The sequence below is a fragment of the Lysobacter sp. HA35 genome, from assembly GCF_054061195.1.
Genome location: NZ_JBSSDY010000001.1, coordinates 2,120,941 through 2,137,895, shown reverse-complemented (window position 1 = coordinate 2,137,895; position 16,955 = coordinate 2,120,941). Strand labels below are relative to the sequence as shown.

13 protein-coding genes are annotated in these 16,955 nt (G+C 61.3%); 11 read left to right on the top strand and 2 right to left on the bottom strand.

Translation table 11 applies throughout. The features are described from left to right. Positions 1 to 58 precede the first annotated feature (58 nt). The 7 genes from ACVWZN_RS10580 to ACVWZN_RS10550 all read left to right on the top strand — a co-directional run bounded on the left by ACVWZN_RS10580 (position 59) and on the right by ACVWZN_RS10550 (position 9,272). Positions 59 to 3,136 carry a class I SAM-dependent methyltransferase gene (locus ACVWZN_RS10580; protein WP_456953781.1) on the top strand — a complete coding sequence of 1,026 codons (3,078 nt, stop codon included), beginning with the start codon at positions 59 to 61 and terminating at the stop codon, positions 3,134 to 3,136. Next, on the top strand, positions 3,133 to 4,428 hold the full coding sequence (locus tag ACVWZN_RS10575) for a glycosyltransferase family 4 protein (RefSeq protein WP_456953780.1): 1,296 nt from the start codon (positions 3,133 to 3,135) through the stop codon (positions 4,426 to 4,428). Before ACVWZN_RS10580 ends, ACVWZN_RS10575 begins: the two co-directional genes overlap by 4 nt. 27 nt (positions 4,429 to 4,455) lie before the next feature. Continuing rightward, positions 4,456 to 4,803, top strand: coding sequence for a hypothetical protein (locus tag ACVWZN_RS10570; protein ID WP_456953779.1), 348 nt, complete (start codon positions 4,456 to 4,458; stop codon positions 4,801 to 4,803). A gap of 223 nt (positions 4,804 to 5,026) precedes the next feature. After that, positions 5,027 to 6,799 (top strand): DUF2142 domain-containing protein, encoded by a 1,773-nt coding sequence (locus tag ACVWZN_RS10565; protein WP_456953778.1) that lies wholly within the window; start codon positions 5,027 to 5,029, stop codon positions 6,797 to 6,799. Positions 6,800 to 7,037: 238 nt separating this feature from the next. Further along, a complete protein-coding gene (locus ACVWZN_RS10560; RefSeq protein ID WP_456953777.1) occupies positions 7,038 to 8,048 on the top strand; it encodes a glycosyltransferase family 2 protein in 1,011 nt (336 codons plus the stop codon). A gap of 10 nt (positions 8,049 to 8,058) precedes the next feature. After that, entirely contained in the window at positions 8,059 to 8,406 is a 348-nt protein-coding gene (locus ACVWZN_RS10555; protein ID WP_456953776.1) for an EamA family transporter, read from the top strand. A 128-nt stretch (positions 8,407 to 8,534) separates the two neighbouring features. Further along, positions 8,535 to 9,272: a class I SAM-dependent methyltransferase gene (locus ACVWZN_RS10550; protein ID WP_456953775.1), complete on the top strand. Its 738-nt coding sequence runs from the start codon at positions 8,535 to 8,537 to the stop codon at positions 9,270 to 9,272. Between the two features lie 429 nt (positions 9,273 to 9,701). Here the strand turns inward: ACVWZN_RS10550 and ACVWZN_RS10545 are convergent, their stop codons facing one another. After that, positions 9,702 to 10,640: an electron transfer flavoprotein subunit alpha/FixB family protein gene (locus ACVWZN_RS10545; RefSeq protein WP_456953774.1), complete on the bottom strand. Its 939-nt coding sequence runs from the start codon at positions 10,638 to 10,640 to the stop codon at positions 9,702 to 9,704. Between the two features lie 81 nt (positions 10,641 to 10,721). After that, positions 10,722 to 11,474 carry an electron transfer flavoprotein subunit beta/FixA family protein gene (locus ACVWZN_RS10540; protein WP_456953773.1) on the bottom strand — a complete coding sequence of 251 codons (753 nt, stop codon included), beginning with the start codon at positions 11,472 to 11,474 and terminating at the stop codon, positions 10,722 to 10,724. 136 nt (positions 11,475 to 11,610) lie between these two features. On the opposite strand from ACVWZN_RS10540, the gene ACVWZN_RS10535 reads away from it, so the two are divergent. The 4 genes from ACVWZN_RS10535 (at position 11,611) to ACVWZN_RS10520 (ending at position 16,936) form a co-directional block, all read left to right on the top strand. After that, positions 11,611 to 13,023, top strand: a complete 1,413-nt coding sequence (locus tag ACVWZN_RS10535) for a mannose-1-phosphate guanylyltransferase/mannose-6-phosphate isomerase (RefSeq protein ID WP_456953772.1) — start codon at positions 11,611 to 11,613, stop codon at positions 13,021 to 13,023. Between the two features lie 81 nt (positions 13,024 to 13,104). Further along, on the top strand, positions 13,105 to 13,812 hold the full coding sequence (locus ACVWZN_RS10530; protein WP_456953771.1) for a CoA transferase subunit A: 708 nt from the start codon (positions 13,105 to 13,107) through the stop codon (positions 13,810 to 13,812). A 10-nt stretch (positions 13,813 to 13,822) separates the two neighbouring features. Next, complete coding sequence (locus ACVWZN_RS10525) at positions 13,823 to 14,461, top strand: CoA transferase subunit B (RefSeq protein ID WP_456953770.1); 639 nt, start codon at positions 13,823 to 13,825, stop codon at positions 14,459 to 14,461. Positions 14,462 to 14,557: 96 nt separating this feature from the next. Further along, entirely contained in the window at positions 14,558 to 16,936 is a 2,379-nt protein-coding gene (locus ACVWZN_RS10520) for a reprolysin-like metallopeptidase (protein ID WP_456953769.1), read from the top strand. The last annotated feature ends 19 nt before the right edge of the window (positions 16,937 to 16,955 follow it).

The following is a 16,955-nucleotide window of genomic DNA, read 5'->3' as shown; positions in this document are numbered from 1 at the left end:
GTGACATCGCCGACTTTATCGACTCTGCGCGCCGTGATCCAAGAGTTCCACGGGACATATGATCAAGCTCAATCGCTCGCTCGCCATCAGGCCCCAACGGCTGCCACCTAGTGCTTGGCTGGGGCACATCCCGTTCGGGGCGTGGGTGATGGAGGAATTGCGGCCGTCCCTCTTTGTGGAGTTGGGTACGCACCACGGGGCGTCATATCTTGCGTTCTGCCAAGCGGTAAGCGAGCTTGGCTTGCGTACCCGCTGCTACGCCGTTGACACGTGGCAAGGCGACGAACATGCGGCGGGTTACGACGACTCGGTATACGACGCGTTACAGCCCTATCACGAATCGACTTACGCTGACTTCTCAAAGCTCCTGCGTATGACGTTCGACGAGGCGCTCGATCGATTTGACGACGGTACTGTCGACCTTCTGCACATTGATGGTTTACACACATACGACGCGGTCAAGCACGACTTTGAGTCGTGGCGGCCGAAATTGTCCTCCCGGGGCGTAGTGCTCTTCCACGATTTGGAAGAGCGGCATCGGGACTTTGGCGTGTGGCGCTACTGGCAAGAAGTCTCAAGGGACTATCCGTCCTTCTCATTCACGCACAGTCATGGGCTCGGCGTGTTGCTGGTTGGCAATGACGTTCCAGCAACTCTGCGGGAACTCTGTGAGCTAGATGACCATGGGGCTAGCGTTGTTAGTCGACTCTTCTCTGCACTGGGTCGCGGCGTCCAGAGCATGCAGGACATTGCCTGGTGGCGCGAGGAGGCCGAGCGTCTCGGCATACGAGCCGCAGCTGCCGAAGCGCATATCGAGGAACTGCGCGATCATATACGGCAGCTGGAAGCGTCCATCTCTGCGCTAGCAGAGGCCCAGCGGCATGCCGAAGACGAGCGAGCAGTAGCAGATGCCGCTGTACTTACGCACGCGCAAGTACGCGAGGAGTTGAGGCGCCAGTTGGACACCGTCGAAGCCCGGCTCGCGCAGGCAGTAGTGGACGCTGAGCAGTCGGCCTCGCAGCATCAGCGCGACACGTCGGCATTGCTTGAGCGATTGACGAGCATTCAGAGTGACGCCGACGACCGGCTGCGAGCTGCGTCTCGTCAGGAAAGTGACCTAAAAATCGAACTGGAAAGCTGCCGCGAGCTTTCTCGTACGGTGGAGCTGCACAATCGAGAGCTACTCGAGAAGCTGGGTGCAGGTGCGCAGCTGCTTGATGAAGTACGTGGTCGGGAACAGCGTCTCCAAGCGGACTGCGTTGACCGTGATGAGGTAATCGCTGGCTTGACCCGCGACCTTCATGGCGCGAGGGAGGCACTGAATGACCAGGATGTTCGAATCGGTCGTGCTGTGCGACGCCTGCGCAGGCGCGTGGCCCCCGACGGTACGTGGCGGGGTCAACTGGCCACTGTCGTAGTCCGATGGCTTGTTGCGCGTATGCGCCGTCCGGGCCTTACCAGTGATCTCGCTCCGATCCCGATCCCGCCGCTTGACGGCAGTCTCGTCCGCGGCGCGGCATCACCCGAGTACGCCGCTTACATCACTGCCGTCGAACCGAAAAAGGAAGCGCTAGAAAGCCAAAGGCGGCTTTCGGAGTCGATGGGCTACACACCGCTGATTAGCATTATTGTGCCCGTTTACCGTTTGCCTCAGGCGCTGCTCGAGCAGACGCTTCAGAGCATCGAGGCGCAGACGTATCCGAATTGGCAGGCGTGCATCGCGTGGGCGGATCAGGACGACACGGAGGGCTGGGCATGGCTGGCGCGTCGCTGCACTGACCCGCGGTTTCGTCTACTTCGTCTTGAGAGAAACGGCGGAATATCCCGCAACTCGAACGAAGCACTTGCGGTCGCTGAAGGCGAGTTCATCGCGCTTCTAGATCATGACGACACGCTTGCTCCGTGGGCACTGTTCGACATGGTGCAAGCATTGCAGGGCACATCGGACATCGACTTTCTGTACTCAGACAAGGATTGCATCGACGAGTCCGGCAGCACGCGGCTTAACCCGCTCTTCAAGCCGGAATGGAGTCCGGAAATGCTCCATTCCGTCAACTACCTGACGCATTTCAATCTCCTGCGAACGACCTTGGTTCGCGAAGTCGGCGGCTGGGATCCAGATACCGACGGGGCGCAGGATTGGGATATCTTCTTCAAAGTTACCGAGCGTGCGAGACGCGTAGTGCGGGTGCCGTCCATCCACTACCACTGGCGCATCCTTCCGTCGTCGACGTCGACCGGATTGCAGTCCAAGCCCTATGCAATATTGGGCCAACTGAGGACGCAGAAGAACCATTTCATGCGACGCAACTTGCCGGCGACTGTCCGCCGTACGGATGCAGGTTTGTTTCACGTGACCTGGCCGGTTCGACCGGCTTCGGTCGATGTACTGATCGTCCAGGACGGGACGCAAGATGAGGCCGCCTATGTGGTCGAACTCGTGCGTGCCTCCAAGCTTGACTCGATTTCGAAAATCACGGTGCTACACGAGGGAGAGCGGGGTGTCGCGCTTGCGGCTCTTGCGGACGGTTTGCCCGGTCGTCTGCAGCTTCTTCGTCAAGAACAGATCGATTGGCAGGGTGTGTGCGCCTCTCTAACGCGCGACGCCGACGCTGTCATCCTTCTCAGCGGACGCCTCCTAGGGCTTTCCGGTGGGATAGTTGACGAGCTTGCTGGGTGGGTTGCAAATCACCCAGACATCGCATGGAACGGCGCCATTGCGCTGGACGACAGCGACCGCGTCATCGAAGCAGGTCGCGTCGCTGCGCCATCAGGCGAGTCGGCGCCACTTTTCGCAGGCGCTTACGTTCATGAATACGGGTCGTTCGGTGGTCCGTCGTGGTATCGCAACGTCCGATGTGTCTCTGCTCATGCAGTTGCGTTTCGAATGTCGACGTTCGCCCAAGCCTTCGCGTGCGGCGCTTTCGAGGCGTCACAGCTCGACGAGTACGTTCGGCAAGCATGCCTAAAGTCGGTCGAAGGCTCAGGGATGCGCGGAATGGTCAACCCGTTTGCTGTCGCCTATATGCGTCAGCGACCGATTCATCAGCGTAGCGAAGACGCGCAGAAGTACTGGACCGACCCGTATTTTAGTCCGGCCTACTCTGGCATCAATCCGATGAGTTTGAATTCATGATTGGTAAAATCGCATCCAAATGGCGACGGTGGCCGAAGGCAGTCGAGGCTCAACCGGTGCCGAACATTTGGTCCGGATATACACAAGATGCTCTCCAGCTCGCGAACATCATCGACTGCGATTTCGATGACTTAATGCGTCCGCAGCAGAATTTCGCCGCTGTGTCCGCGGATCCTGCTGCCCGAGTATGCAATTGGTATCTTCCTCCATTCGATAACCCTTTTTATGGCGGAGTGATGACTATTCTCCGCCTCGCGGACAGTCTTGCGCGGGATCAAGGGATGCGGCAGCGTTTTCTCATATGCGGTGGCGCTGACGAGCAGGCAATGCGCGCAAAGATCGCATCGGCGTTTCCTGCATTGGCTGCTTCGGATGTGCAGATTCTTGACTCTGCAGACGCTATCCAGGCTATTCCGTTCGCAGACTACTCGATCGCCACGCTATGGACGACCGCCTACGTACTCCTCAGGGTTTGCAATACCGGTTTAAAGTTCTACATGATTCAGGACTTTGAGCCGGCCTTTTACCCCGCCGGTAGTACGTATGCGCAGGCGGAGTTGACTTACCGGTTCGGATTTTTGGGCATTTGCAATACTGTGACGCTTAAGCGGATGTATGAGGACGAATACGGCGGCAGCGCTGTGGTTCTCAAACCGACCGTTGACCGAGCGGTATTTTTTCCGGATTCCTCCGGCAGAAGTGAATCGGCCGATGTCAGGCGGCTTTTCTATTACGCGCGGCCCGGCACGCCACGTAACGGCTTCGAACTCGCAGCTGCTGCGTTACGACAAGTCAAGGTGCAACTTGGCGATCGAGTCGAGATCGTCTGTGCCGGAGTGGGCTGGAACCCTAGTGAGTATGGCCTTGACGGAGTGGTCCAATGCGTCGGGCTCTTGCCCTATGCGCAGACGGCCGACCTTTACCGCAGCTGCCATGTCGGGTTCGTCATGATGATGACCCGACACCCGTCGTATTTGCCCTTTGAGCTGATGGCCTGCGGGACGACGGTAGTCACGAACTACAATGAAGCGAACACTTGGTTACTGCGAGATGGCGAGAACTGTCTGCTGTCGCCCCCGACATCGTCTTGCCTCGCGGCGACACTTGTGTACGCGCTCACCAATCACGAGGCGCTGCGGCGTATCCGTGAGACGGCACGCGACGACGTGTGCGAGATTGGTGACTGGACCGCGAGCTTGGCCGAGGTCGCCGATTTCATGCGAACGCCGCCGGGGTCGGCCACCCAACGTCCGTTTGCGCATCAGTTTCGTGCGGCAACTAAGCCGATTTAAAAATCATCACTACTGGCGAGAACAGACATGAGCAAGAACCTTCAGCTTGTTTCCGCGCTGACCTTGACAGCGGCGCTGGCTGCTTGCGGTCGGGACCAACCCGCACCGGCGCCAAGCGCCGCTACGAGCGTCCATCCGACGCAGCGCGCGGATTCCGTGGCAAGTCGTTACGAGGGCAAGGTAGTTCGCCGTGCTCCTATTGACGGGACGAAGCAAGACGGCTGGTTTTTCGTCAAAGACGGTAAACGCCGTTGGATCGTACAAGCCGGCTGGCTTGATACTCAGGGGTTGAAGCCAGCGGACGTTATTGTCATCTCCTCCGAGGAACTCGCTGCGATTCCCGAAGATCCCGAGCCGCTCGGCGCGACGCCGTAAACGTGCCGGGCGCGTTCGTCTAGCGGGGCCGTGACTGCGCCGAGCGCACCGCTATGCACGGCGGCACGGCGGCATGGCGGCATGGCGGTGCGTATCGGGCAGGAGGTTTGCCGAGCGCGCAAGGCATCGCCGGCGTCATGTACTCCCTGCCTTCGACGCTGCAGACGTTGCCCGGCCACATTTGTTCGTGCATGTGAATGCACCCGCTCCGGATTCGTAACGGATGAGCCTAAAGCACGTTTTGATGCGCCGCGGTTCCGTAGTGGCAATCTGGCCTTACTGCTGTCTGGCAATATTGTTGCTGGGGCTGGCCATTTCCGCGGTAACGCCACCGTTCCACGCGCCTGACGAGTACTCGCATGTCACCCGGGCCATGATGTTCGGCAATGGCCAGGTACTTCTCGACTCGGCAAGTGGAACGGCGCTCTCAGGTGGATACGTCGACGCAGGCATCGAGCGTTACGCCGAGAGCTTTCCGGGCAACAAAATCTCACGCACCGATATTGAGCGGGCCGAGGCTGTCAGTTGGGCAGGACAGGACATCAGGGCGACGCCAGCCGGTACCGGCTATTACTTCCCTGTCCTTTATGCCCCCGAAGCACTTGCTCTCAAAGTCGGGCAGTGGGCGGGGTGGACAGTCCACACGTCCTACATGTTGGCGCGAGCGTGCTCGCTCGTGTGCAGCGTCGCGCTACTTATCTTAGCCTTTCGACTCTACCCTCCACCGCCAGGTGCATTGGCATTGCTGCTGCTGCCGATGTACATTTTTCTCGCTGCTTCCGCGGTGCTTGATCCAATGGCAACTGCCACATCGGTCCTGGCGGTTTCTTGCTACATGCGTCTCGTCGGCACAAACGGAAGCCATTACGCCTTCACATGTGCCGCGTTGCTGCTTTCGGTAATCGCCGTGACGTCATGCCGCGCGAACATGCTACCGCTGCTGTTACTCCCATTCGCGGTCTACCGCGTGACGCGTGATAAGAGGGTGCTCGCAGGAGCTGTGATCACGGCGGGTCTCGTCTTCGCGTGGACTCTGCTTGCAATCAAGACGACGGTGTCGGGTGCCGACGTCCCAAATATAGAGCACGGTGGTCGCCTCCTGAGATACATCGTGCAACCGCGGCTCACGCTGGATATCCTGTGGAATACTATTTCCGATCCCGACTTGCGGTCGTTCTATGCGCAGTCGTTCATAGGGGTGCTGGGCTGGCTGGACGTCCCGCTACCCGCGTGGCTGTATCCGGTAATGTGGACAGTACTTGCGGTCGTGACATTTTTGACGCTTCGGCTACCATCTATGCGTTGGACCGATGGGTTGCTCGTCTTAGTCGCGCTCTCGTCGGTCGTACTCACGTTTTTGGCCCTGCTCATCCAGTGGACCCCGGACGCTGCGGCCAAGATCGCTGGCGTGCAGGGTCGATACTTTCTAATTCCCGCTTTGATGATCGTCTACGCGGTCACCGACCGCAGGCGAGATGCCCATTTCGCCGTACCCGCGACGCTCAACTTCGGGCTGATGCTGATAGCGGCGCTTAGCGGCTTCACATCAATCCAAGCGCTGCTGACTCGGTATCACTCGCAGACAATCGCGGACGTCCTGAATGCCAGCTCGGCGCGCCCCGGCGCGTACGTCGGCACTACGCAGCCGCTTTACCTGGCCTTAGTCAAACCAATAAACCAAGCGGCGATAAAGCGCGTCGGCATTTTGTTTGACATGACTAGCCAAGGCGGCCGCGGCAAATTGGCAGTGGTACTGCATACATCGAATGGAGACGGAGACGCGCCGCACGTGGCGACACTAGATTTAGACAGAATCGCCGACGATCACTACACTTTCGTTGACGTGAACGGCGGCCCCTATTCGTCGGTTTCGCTACAGGTCACGGGGGCGGGCGGCCTACGCGTGTACGAAGCAGCGCTTGGCCCTGTGCAGCTGAGCTGCGTTAAGGCAGTAACTGCCGACGGACGTGCGCTTTCCACTCCCGGTTGCCCTTGAATTGCGACTACGGCTACGAGCGTCGCGAAGGCCTTACGCGGCTACGGCAGACCTTCAGCGCATCCCCTCCCGCCACTGCCGCTACGTCACGCCCACCAGTGGTCGCATCGACCTTAGCGGTCGGTCGCCGAGATGTCCGCGCTGCAGCGAGGTTGTAAGGTCTGAGCGGCGAATCCTACCGTCGACAGTTGACGCCGCTCAGCGTTATTCATCCGTAGGTGTCAGAGGACTTCGAGTAATGGAACGGGCGACCGGGAAGCCGTCAATTGCCGTGGTAATACCGGCGTACCGCGTAAAGGCTCATGTGCTGGACGTCATTGCGGCTGTGGGCCCAGAGTGCGCGCGAATATACGTCGTCGATGACTGCTGCCCAGACGGAACAGGGCAGTTCGTTGCGGCGAACTGCCACGACCCAAGGGTGTGTGTCCTACGCCACGATGTGAATCAGGGGGTCGGTGGCGCAATGCTGACTGGTTATGCAGCGGCGCTCGACGACCGCCACGACATCATCGTAAAGATTGATGGCGACGGCCAGATGGACCCCTCGCTAATCCCAATATTCACTGCGCCGATCGCGAGAGGAGAAGCTGACTACACTAAAGGCAATCGCTTCTATGATCTGCGGAACATCGGTCGAATGCCGCTGCCCCGGCTCGTCGGCAATGCAGTGCTGTCATTTCTCACAAAGCTTTCTACCGGCTACTGGGACGTTTTCGATCCCACAAACGGATACACTGCTGTGCATGCGAGTGTCGCAGGCATGATTCCGGCCGATAAAGTCAGTCGGCGCTACTTCTTCGAAACCGACTTCCTTTTTAGACTTGGCACGTTTCGCGCCGTCGTTGTAGATATTCCCATGGATGCGATCTACGGTGACGAACAAAGCAACCTGCGAATCGGTCAAGTAATATTTGAATTCGCCGCTAAACATACCCGCAACGGCTTGAAGCGGCTCGGATACACCTATTTCCTACGTGACGTCTCGCTCGCGTCTTTGGAGCTCGTCGTGGGAACCGTCCTTCTTTTGTTTGGCGGTGCATACGGAGCGTGGAACTGGTGGAAGTCTGCGGAGACAGGCATACCGGCGCATCTGGGCACGATCACGGTTGCGACGATGTCCATCCTCGTCGCGCTGCAGTTGCTGCTCGGATTCTTTGCGTACGATATCTCCAATACGCCGCGTTACCCATTGCAACGGCGTTTGCGCTCGTCCGATAGTGGCAACTATCCGGGCTCGCGTGATGATTGAGGCGCCGCGAATGACGGTACAGAATCTGCTCCTGCTCCTCAGCACGGTGGTCTTGCTGTCTATCGGGCAGATCCTTTTCAAGTTGGCCGCAGTATCGGTCGACGTGCACGATCTGCGGACGCTAGTGTCAATCCGGCTCATATCGGCGTTAACAATCTATGGCGTAGCGACTGTCATGTGGATGGCGGTGCTTTCCCGGGTTCCGCTAGCTACGGCATTTCCGTTCTACGGTTTAACGTTTCTACTCGTGCCTCTTTTCTCGTCGTGGTGGCTAGGTGAGCCGTTGCGCTGGAACAGCTTGGCCGGCGGCATGATCATTATGGCGGGTGTTGCGATGAGTGTGGCCAAATGGAGTTAACGAACTGTCCTGCGTGTTCCGCGCAATTATGCATGGGTCTTTCCGCTTGGCACCGGACGTGTCCGCGTTGTTCGTACGAAGGTAGCGTCTTGGAACCCGCCATTCTTGACCAAAAGGAGGGAGGTGACTTGGACGAGACGTCCAGACATGCAGCCCTCGAGTCACTACGCAAGTCCAACTTTAGACGGGTTCTGGACGCGATCGACGAGTCGAAATGCTTTGGCGCTGCTGCGAGCGCAAAGCTTTTGGACGTCGGCTGCGCGCACGGATGGTTCCTTGAGCTGGCTCGCGAACGCGGCTTTGATGTGACTGGTATTGAGCCGGACCCGAATGTGAAGCAGCTTGGGTCCATAGCCCCTGCGTCGATCCGGCGTGGTTTTTTCCCCGAGGTCCTGAGTGAAGATGAGCGCTTCGAAGTGATCTCCTTCAACGATGTTCTGGAGCACATCCCGGATATTGCAGCGGCGTTGGATGCTTGTAAGCGGCATCTGGCGCAAGATGGGTTGCTCGTTATAAACGCACCCGACCGGACCGGCGTCCTGTATCGCATCTCAAAAGTGCTCTGCCGACTCGGTTTCGCAAACGCCTTTAATCGCATGTGGCAGGAAGGTTTTCCTTCGCCTCACGTGCACTATCTCGACGGGAATTGGTTCCAACAGCTCGCGAGGCGGCACGGGTTGAATATTGTTCGCGCGATGCGCCTGGAGTCGATTACGTTCGACGGGCTCTATAACCGAATCCTAATCGATCCATCTACTTCGCGCGCTGGGGCCGCTCTGCTCACGGCTTCGATAGCCGTGGCGTTGCCGGCTCTCCGGGTTGCGCCCCCGGACATCCGCGTATGGATTCTCGCGCGTGCGACGTAACTCCGCACATGGCCCTAATCAATGCAGGGTTGATGATCTAGCGCCACCCGCCACCCGCCACCCGCCTCGCGCTACTGCTATTGCCGCTGGTGGATATCGGAAGATGGGGGAGCACCTCGTCGTTCCGCAGCTGCCAATATCCCGTGCGAGGCTCTAGCTGGCTCAAGCGTGCAATTGCAGGAGTCAAGCGCCGAATTGTACTGCCGGTGCCGTGAGCCACTCGCTAATCATCGCATTGAGCCACTGGATGAATTCCGCGCGTCCGGCCATCGCAGTAATCACGGCGCGTGGCGCAATTAGCGCTCCCGCGACGGAATCCAGCGAGTCGGAATGTCGATGTTCGGTTGTTCTTCTGGCGTCAAGACAAAAAGAGCTGATGCCCGCGCCGGCCCCGACCAGGATGGCTAGAAACTCGGGCTGCAAAGTTGCCTAGAGCGAGCATTGCAGTTCCAGCAGGACGGGGAACATATCACCCACTAACCCAATATCCGCGATCTCAAAAATCGCAGAGTCGGGGTCCTTATTGATCGCGACAATCGTCCCGGCATCCTTGATCCCGGTCAGGTGCTGGATAGCACCGGAAATGCCGATAGCGATGTAGAGCTCGGGGGCGATGATCTTGCCCGTCTGGCCGACCTGCATCTCGTTCGGCACGTAGCCGGCGTCGACTGCCGCGCGTGATGCACCGACGGCGGCGCCGAGCTTGTCGGCCAGGTCGTAGATAATCTTGAAGTTCTCGGCCGATCCAACGCCACGGCCGCCCGACACGACGCGCTTGGCGCTCTGCAGGTCGGGGCGATCGCTGGAGCCTGCCGCCAGACCGACGAAACGCGTATGCGTCGGCAGCGCGGCGTCGACGGTGACCGCTTCGATCGGCGCATTTGCGTCGCGTGTGGTTTCCGCAAACGATGCAGTGCGAATCGTCGCGACGACGATGACGCCTTCCGGCGCTTCGACGGTCACGATCGCGTTGCCGGCATAGATGGGGCGCTTGAACGTGCGCGGGCCTTCGACGGCCATCGCGTCGGATACCTGCGGCGCGTTGAGCAGCGCGGCGACGCACGGCATCAGGTCCTTGCCGAACGTGGTGCTCGGGCCGAACACGTGCGTGTAGCCGGCGGCGACGTTAGCGACCTGCGGCGCCAGCACCTGCGCGATCGGACTCGCATTCGCTGCATTCGACACCGTCAGCACACGCGTCACGCCGTTGAGCTTCGCGGCTTCGCCCGCTACTGCGGACGCGTCGTCCGCGAGCACGAGCACGTCGATCGACTCGGGCGATAGCGCCTTCGCGGCAGTGACGCACTTGGCGGTGGAAGCATTGAGGTGGCCGCCCAGGTGTTCGGCGACGATCAGGACCTTCGACATCGGAATTTCCTCAGGTAACGACGTTCCCATAGGAACCTTCGTGCGAGGCGGTCGCGCGATGCGCGGTCCGCCGGCGGTGCGTTACAGCAGGCCGCGCTGCTTGAGCGTGGCGACGAGCTCGGCGGCGTCCTTGACCATGATGCCCTTCGAGCGCTTGGCCGGCGCCGCGTACGACGTCGTCTTGAGCGCGGCGCCGGCATCGACGCCGAGGTCGGCGAACTGCAGCGTCTCCAGCGGCTTGCTCTTGGCCTTCATGATGTCGGGCAGCTTGATGAAGCGCGGCTCGTTGAGGCGTAGGTCGGTCGTGACCACGGCGGGTAGGTCGACTTCGAGCGTTTCGAGGCCGGCGTCGACTTCGCGCGTCACCGTCGCCTTGCCGTCGGCGACGTCGAGCTTCGACGCGAACGTCGCCTGCGGACGGCCCCACAGCGTGGCCAGCATCTGGCCGGTCTGGCTGGCGTCGTCGTCGATCGCCTGCTTGCCGAGGATCACGAGGTCGGGCTGCTCGCGTTCGACGAGCTTGAGCAGTGTGCGCGCGGCCGTGAGCGGCGCGACTTCGCTTCCGGCGTCCACGACCACGTGGATCGCGCGGTTGGCACCCATGGCCAGCCCGTTGCGCAGGTGCGGCTGGGCGTCGGCAGGGGCGATCGTCGCGACTATCACTTCGGTCGCGATGCCCTTGTCGCGCAGGCGCAGCGCCTCTTCGAGCGCGATCTCGTCGAACGGATTCGGCGACAGCTTGACGCCCTCGGTGACGACACCGCTGCCGTCGGGCTTGACCTGGATGCGGACGTTGTAGTCCACCACGCGCTTGTACGCGACGAGGATCTTCATCGGGCGGATTTCCATGATCTGCGCGCTGACGCGCTGAAGGCCGGCGATTTTAGCCGACTGCGGCCGCTTTCGCCGTTAGGCCCGGGTGACGGCGGCCGGGCGGTATGCTTCGGACACCTCGAATCCGGATGATCCGATGCTGCATCCCGTGGTGCTCAGTGGCGGCAGCGGCACGCGGCTGTGGCCGCTGTCGCGACAGAACCAGCCCAAGCAGTTTCTGGCTCTGGTCGGCGACCGCTCGCTCTATCAGGAGACGGTGCTGCGTGCGAGCCGGCTGCCCGACGCAGAAGCGCCCGTCACGGTCTGCGCTGGCGACCACCGCTTCATGGTCGGCGAGCAGCTGCAGGCGGTCGGGCTCGGCAACGGCGGCATTCTCCTCGAGCCCATGGCGCGCAACACGGCACCTGCGATCGCGATCGCGGCGCTGCACCTGCTGGCGCGCGATCCGGATGCATTGATGCTGGTCCTCCCAGCGGATCACCTGATCGAAGATGAGGCCGCCTTCCGCGACGCCGTCGAGCGCGCCATGGGCCTCGCATCGGATGGGTGGCTTGTCACGTTCGGCATTCGTCCCGATTACGCGGAGACCGGCTACGGCTACATCCTCGGTGGAACGTCACTGGGCGACGCCGGTTTCGCGGTCGAGCGTTTCGTCGAGAAGCCGGACCGCGCGACCGCGGAAGGCTACGTTGCGCACGGCGGCTATTCGTGGAACTCCGGCATGTTCTTGTTCCGCGCGTCGTGGTATCTCGACGAACTCGCGCGCCACGCGCCGGCGATCGCGGACGCCGCACGCAAGGCGTATTCCAGCGCCACGCGCGATCTGGATTTCATCCGCATCGACCCCGACGCATTCGCGGCCAGCCCGAACGATTCCATCGACTACGCGGTCATGGAAAAGACCGATCGCGCCGCCGTCGTCCCGGTGAGCTGCGGCTGGAGCGACATCGGTTCGTGGTCGGCGCTGTGGTCTGTGGCAGAACGCGATGCCGACAACAACCGCCACGACGGTGACGTCATCTCGGTCGACAGTCGCGGCAACCTCGTGCGCGCAGCGGAGCGACGGATGATCGCGACGCTCGGTGTCGAAGACCTCGTCATCGTCGACACACCCGACGCGACGCTCGTCGCGCGCAAGGACCGCGTGCAGGACGTCAAGATGCTCGTCGACCGGATGAAGGCGGACGGGCGCACCGAACACCTCGTACATCGCAAGGTGTATCGGCCGTGGGGAAGTTACGACTCGCTGTCCGTCGGCGAACGTTTTCAGGTCAAGCGCATCGTGGTGAACCCGGGGGCCGCGCTGAGCCTGCAGAGGCACGCGCATCGCGCCGAGCACTGGATCGTCGTGTCGGGCGTTGCTGAAGTCACCTGCGACGAGCGCGTGTTCGATCTGCGCGAAAATGAGAGCACGTTCATTCCGCAGGGCAGCGTGCATCGCCTGCGCAACAAGGGCACCGAGCCCGTCGAGCTGATCGAAGTGCAGTCCGGGCATTACCTCGGCGAGGACGACATCGTGCGGCTCGAGGACGTCTACGGGCGCTCGTGAACGCTCGCATCGGCCGAAGGTACGGTGCGATGCAGGGGCGCGACCGCTAGAATCCAGAGCTCTCGAACACGGAGTGCACGCATGGCCGCGCGCAGCAAGGTCTACCCCGACGCGAAGACGGCGCTCGCCGATCTCGTCGCCGACAATCAGACGCTCGCCGTCGGCGGCTTCGGGCTCTGCGGGATTCCCGAGGCGCTGATTGCGGCGTTGCGCGATTCCGGCGTCAAGGGCCTGACGGCGATCTCGAACAACGCGGGTGTCGACGGCTTCGGCCTCGGTCAACTGCTGTCGACGCGTCAGATCCGCAAGATGATTTCGTCGTACGTCGGCGAGAACAAGGAGTTCGAGCGCCAGTTCCTCGCGGGCGAGCTCGAGCTCGAATTCAATCCGCAAGGCACGCTCGCCGAGCGCCTGCGTGCGGGCGGTGCGGGCATCCCGGCGTTCTTCACGCGGACCGGCTACGGCACGGTCGTGGCGGAGGGCAAGGAAACGCGCGAGTTCGACGGCCACATGTACGTCATGGAGACCGCGCTTCGCGCCGACGTCTCGCTGGTGAAAGCGTGGAAGGCCGACAAGGCGGGCAACCTCGTATTCCGCAAGACCGCGCGCAATTTCAATCCGGCGTGCGCGATGGCCGGCAAGGTCTGCGTTGCCGAAGTCGAGCAACTCGTCGAGATCGGCGACATCGATCCGGACCACGTGCATCTTCCCGGCATCTACGTCGATCGAATCGTGGTCAACGCTTCGCCTGAGAAGCGTATCGAACAGCGCACCGTGCGCGCCGCCTGAGGACTACGACATGCCCTGGACCCGCGACGAAATGGCGCAGCGCGCCGCACGCGAACTCACCGACGGCGCTTACGTGAACCTCGGCATCGGCCTGCCGACGCTGGTGGCCAACTACATTCCGGAAGGAATGGACGTGTGGCTGCAGAGCGAGAACGGCCTGCTCGGCATCGGCCCGTTTCCGACCGAGGACGAGCTCGACGCCGACCTCATCAACGCCGGCAAGCAGACCGTCACCACGGTGCCCGGCGCGAGCTTCTTTGGCAGCCACGACTCGTTCGCGATGATTCGCGGCGGTCATATTGACCTCGCGATCCTCGGCGCGATGCAGGTCACCGACAAGGGCGACCTCGCGAACTGGATGGTGCCTGGCAAGATGGTCAAGGGCATGGGCGGCGCGATGGACCTGGTCGCTGGCGTCAAGCGCGTGGTCGTGCTGATGGAGCACACCGCGAAGAACGGCGAGCACAAGATCCTGCCCGAATGCACGTTGCCGCTGACAGGGGTCGGGGTGGTCAACCGCATCGTCACGGACTTGGCGGTGATGGACGTCACGCCGGACGGGCTCAAGCTCGTGGAGCTCGCCCCCGGCGTTTCTGTGGACGATTTGGCGATTCGGACGGGTGTGGCTGTCGCGCCGCTTAGCGGCTGACGAAATCGCCTTGTAGGCGCATTGCCGCGGACTTAGGGTAGGGACGTCGGGCGAGCTCGGGGAGGGCCGCCGGCCTCCCTCCTATAGGGCTCTGCCATGCGCAAGCTTCTGCCTCTCGTCGCCCTGGCCGCCACACTGGCCGGGTGTGTCGGCTCCGATCACCCCAGTTCGAGTAGCGCATCCGCGCCGACCAAGCGCGCGACGGCCATGCAGCCATCGCGCATGGCCGCGACCGGGCTTGCTGCGATCCGCGCGCGCCTCGTGCACGGTGATCGCTACGCGTCGCTGCCTGATCGGGGCGAGTTGCTCGCGTACACCGCGGGCGCGGCCGACTTCCGCATGCAGGCCTATACCTGGAAGCAGGTGCACCTGAGCGAGGCGCACGCCCTCGACGCGATCGGCGGCACCATGATGATCCCGTCTCCGGACGGGCACCTGATCCGCCTGCGCTACGACCACCACATCGAACACCAGAACGGGGACTGGACGTGGGTCGGTCGGCCGGCGGGTGCGAAGCCAGGCACGGAAGCATTGATCACCTTCGGCGAGAAGGCCGTCTTCGGTTCTATTCCGGACGGTGTGGGCCCGCCGCTGCGCATCATGCAGGCGAACGGCGTGTCGTGGATGGTGAAGACGGACCCAGCGGCGCTTGCGTCGCTGCCAGCCGCGAATCCGACGGGTACCGATGCAATCCCGGTTCCGCCCGCAGCGTCGCGACCGTCTGCCGACGCAACGTCTCCCACGCCTGCCGCCGCGCCGACAAGTGCTGCGGCAGCTTCGGTGGCGTCCACCACTGTCGATCTCGTGCTTGGCTACACGACTGGTTTCGCGAACCGCCTCGGCGGGCAGTCGCAGGCAAATACGCGTCTCAACAACATTGTCGATTTCGCGAATCAGGGCTACCAGAACAGCGGCATCGATGGGCGCGTCCGGCTCGTTAACACCGTGCAGGTAGATTACGTCGACAACACGGATAACGATCAGGCGTTGTACGACCTGACGGGTTACGACTGTTCGGGAACTGGCGCATGCGTCAGGCGGACGGTCCCTGCGTCGCTGCAGCCATTGCGCAGCGCGCGTGACCAGTACGGCGCGGACGTGGTGTCGCTGGTCCGCATCTTCGACAACGATACCAACAAAAGCTGCGGCGTCGGTTGGATCCTGGGTGGCGGTCAAAAGCCGATCACGAGCGCCGATGAAGCGTGGGCAATGTCAATCGTCAGCGACAGCAACGGTCGCGATCCCAATTCGTCGTTCCCCAGCGGCGGCTACGTTTGTCGCGACGAAACGCTAGCGCATGAGATGGGCCACAACATGGGCGCTCAACATGACGTTGCAACCGCCAAGGGCGACAACGGCGTGCTCGACGCCAACGAATACGGACGGTTCGCGTATTCGTTCGGCTACAAGAGCGATGCGAACGGCGGCAACTTCTACACGATCATGGCCTACGGAGAAAAACTCCAGCAGGACTATCGCTTGTTCTCAAATCCCCGGATCACCGCGTGCGGCGGGCGTCCGTGCGGCACAAGCCAGGCCGACAACGCACAGACCTTGAGCCAGACCATGCCCATGCTCGCATCATTCCGAGCCACTGTGATTCCTACTGCGTCGGCCCAGCCCCCGCGACTAGTCGCCATCGGTAAACTGGGATCGTCGGGATGGACCGAAGCTCACGTTCTGGACGGTACGTCGTCGTATACGCAATTTACCAGCCACATCGCGACCGCGATCGGTTTAACAGGCGCGGACTACGCTTGGCAGTTCCAGCTGGGTGACTACAACGGCGATGGAGTTAAAGACATCTACGCCTTTGGGCGCGAAGGCGCTTCTGGTACCACGGAAATTCATGTACTCAACGGCGCCGACAACTTTCAGAGTTTTTTGCTGCACTCAGGATCCGCACTGCGCAATACAGGACGCGATAACTCTTGGGTCTTTCGACTTGGCGATTGGAACGGCGACGGTCGCCTAGATGTTTTCGCTATAGCGAAGAACGGCAGCTCTGGAGCGACAGAAATCCACGTATTGGACGGCGCGCACCAATTTCAAAGCTTTCTGCTCCACGTCGCCACCGCGTTGGGCTCAACTGGCTCCGACGCGTCGTGGGACTTCCAGGTCACCGACTTCAATCGCGACGGGGTACTTGATCTCATGCTGATTTCCAAGCGCGGTGCCAGTGGAACTACCGAGGTACACGTACTGAGCGGAGGCACGATGTTTCAGGCTTTCCTGTTGCAGACGGCTACGGCGCTCCACACCACTGGCGTCACTAGTCAATGGGTTTTCAAGCTCGGTGACTATAACGGTGACGGCGTACTCGATCTTTACGCGGTAAATCGCATCGGAAGTTCTGGAATGACCGAAGTTCACGTGCTTGACGGCGTGTCACGGTTCACTACTTTCTCCGGCCACATCGGAACTGCGTTGCGTCAAACCGGGGCCGACGATGCTTGGCAATTTGAGCTTTTGTAAGAGCATGGACACGCATGCA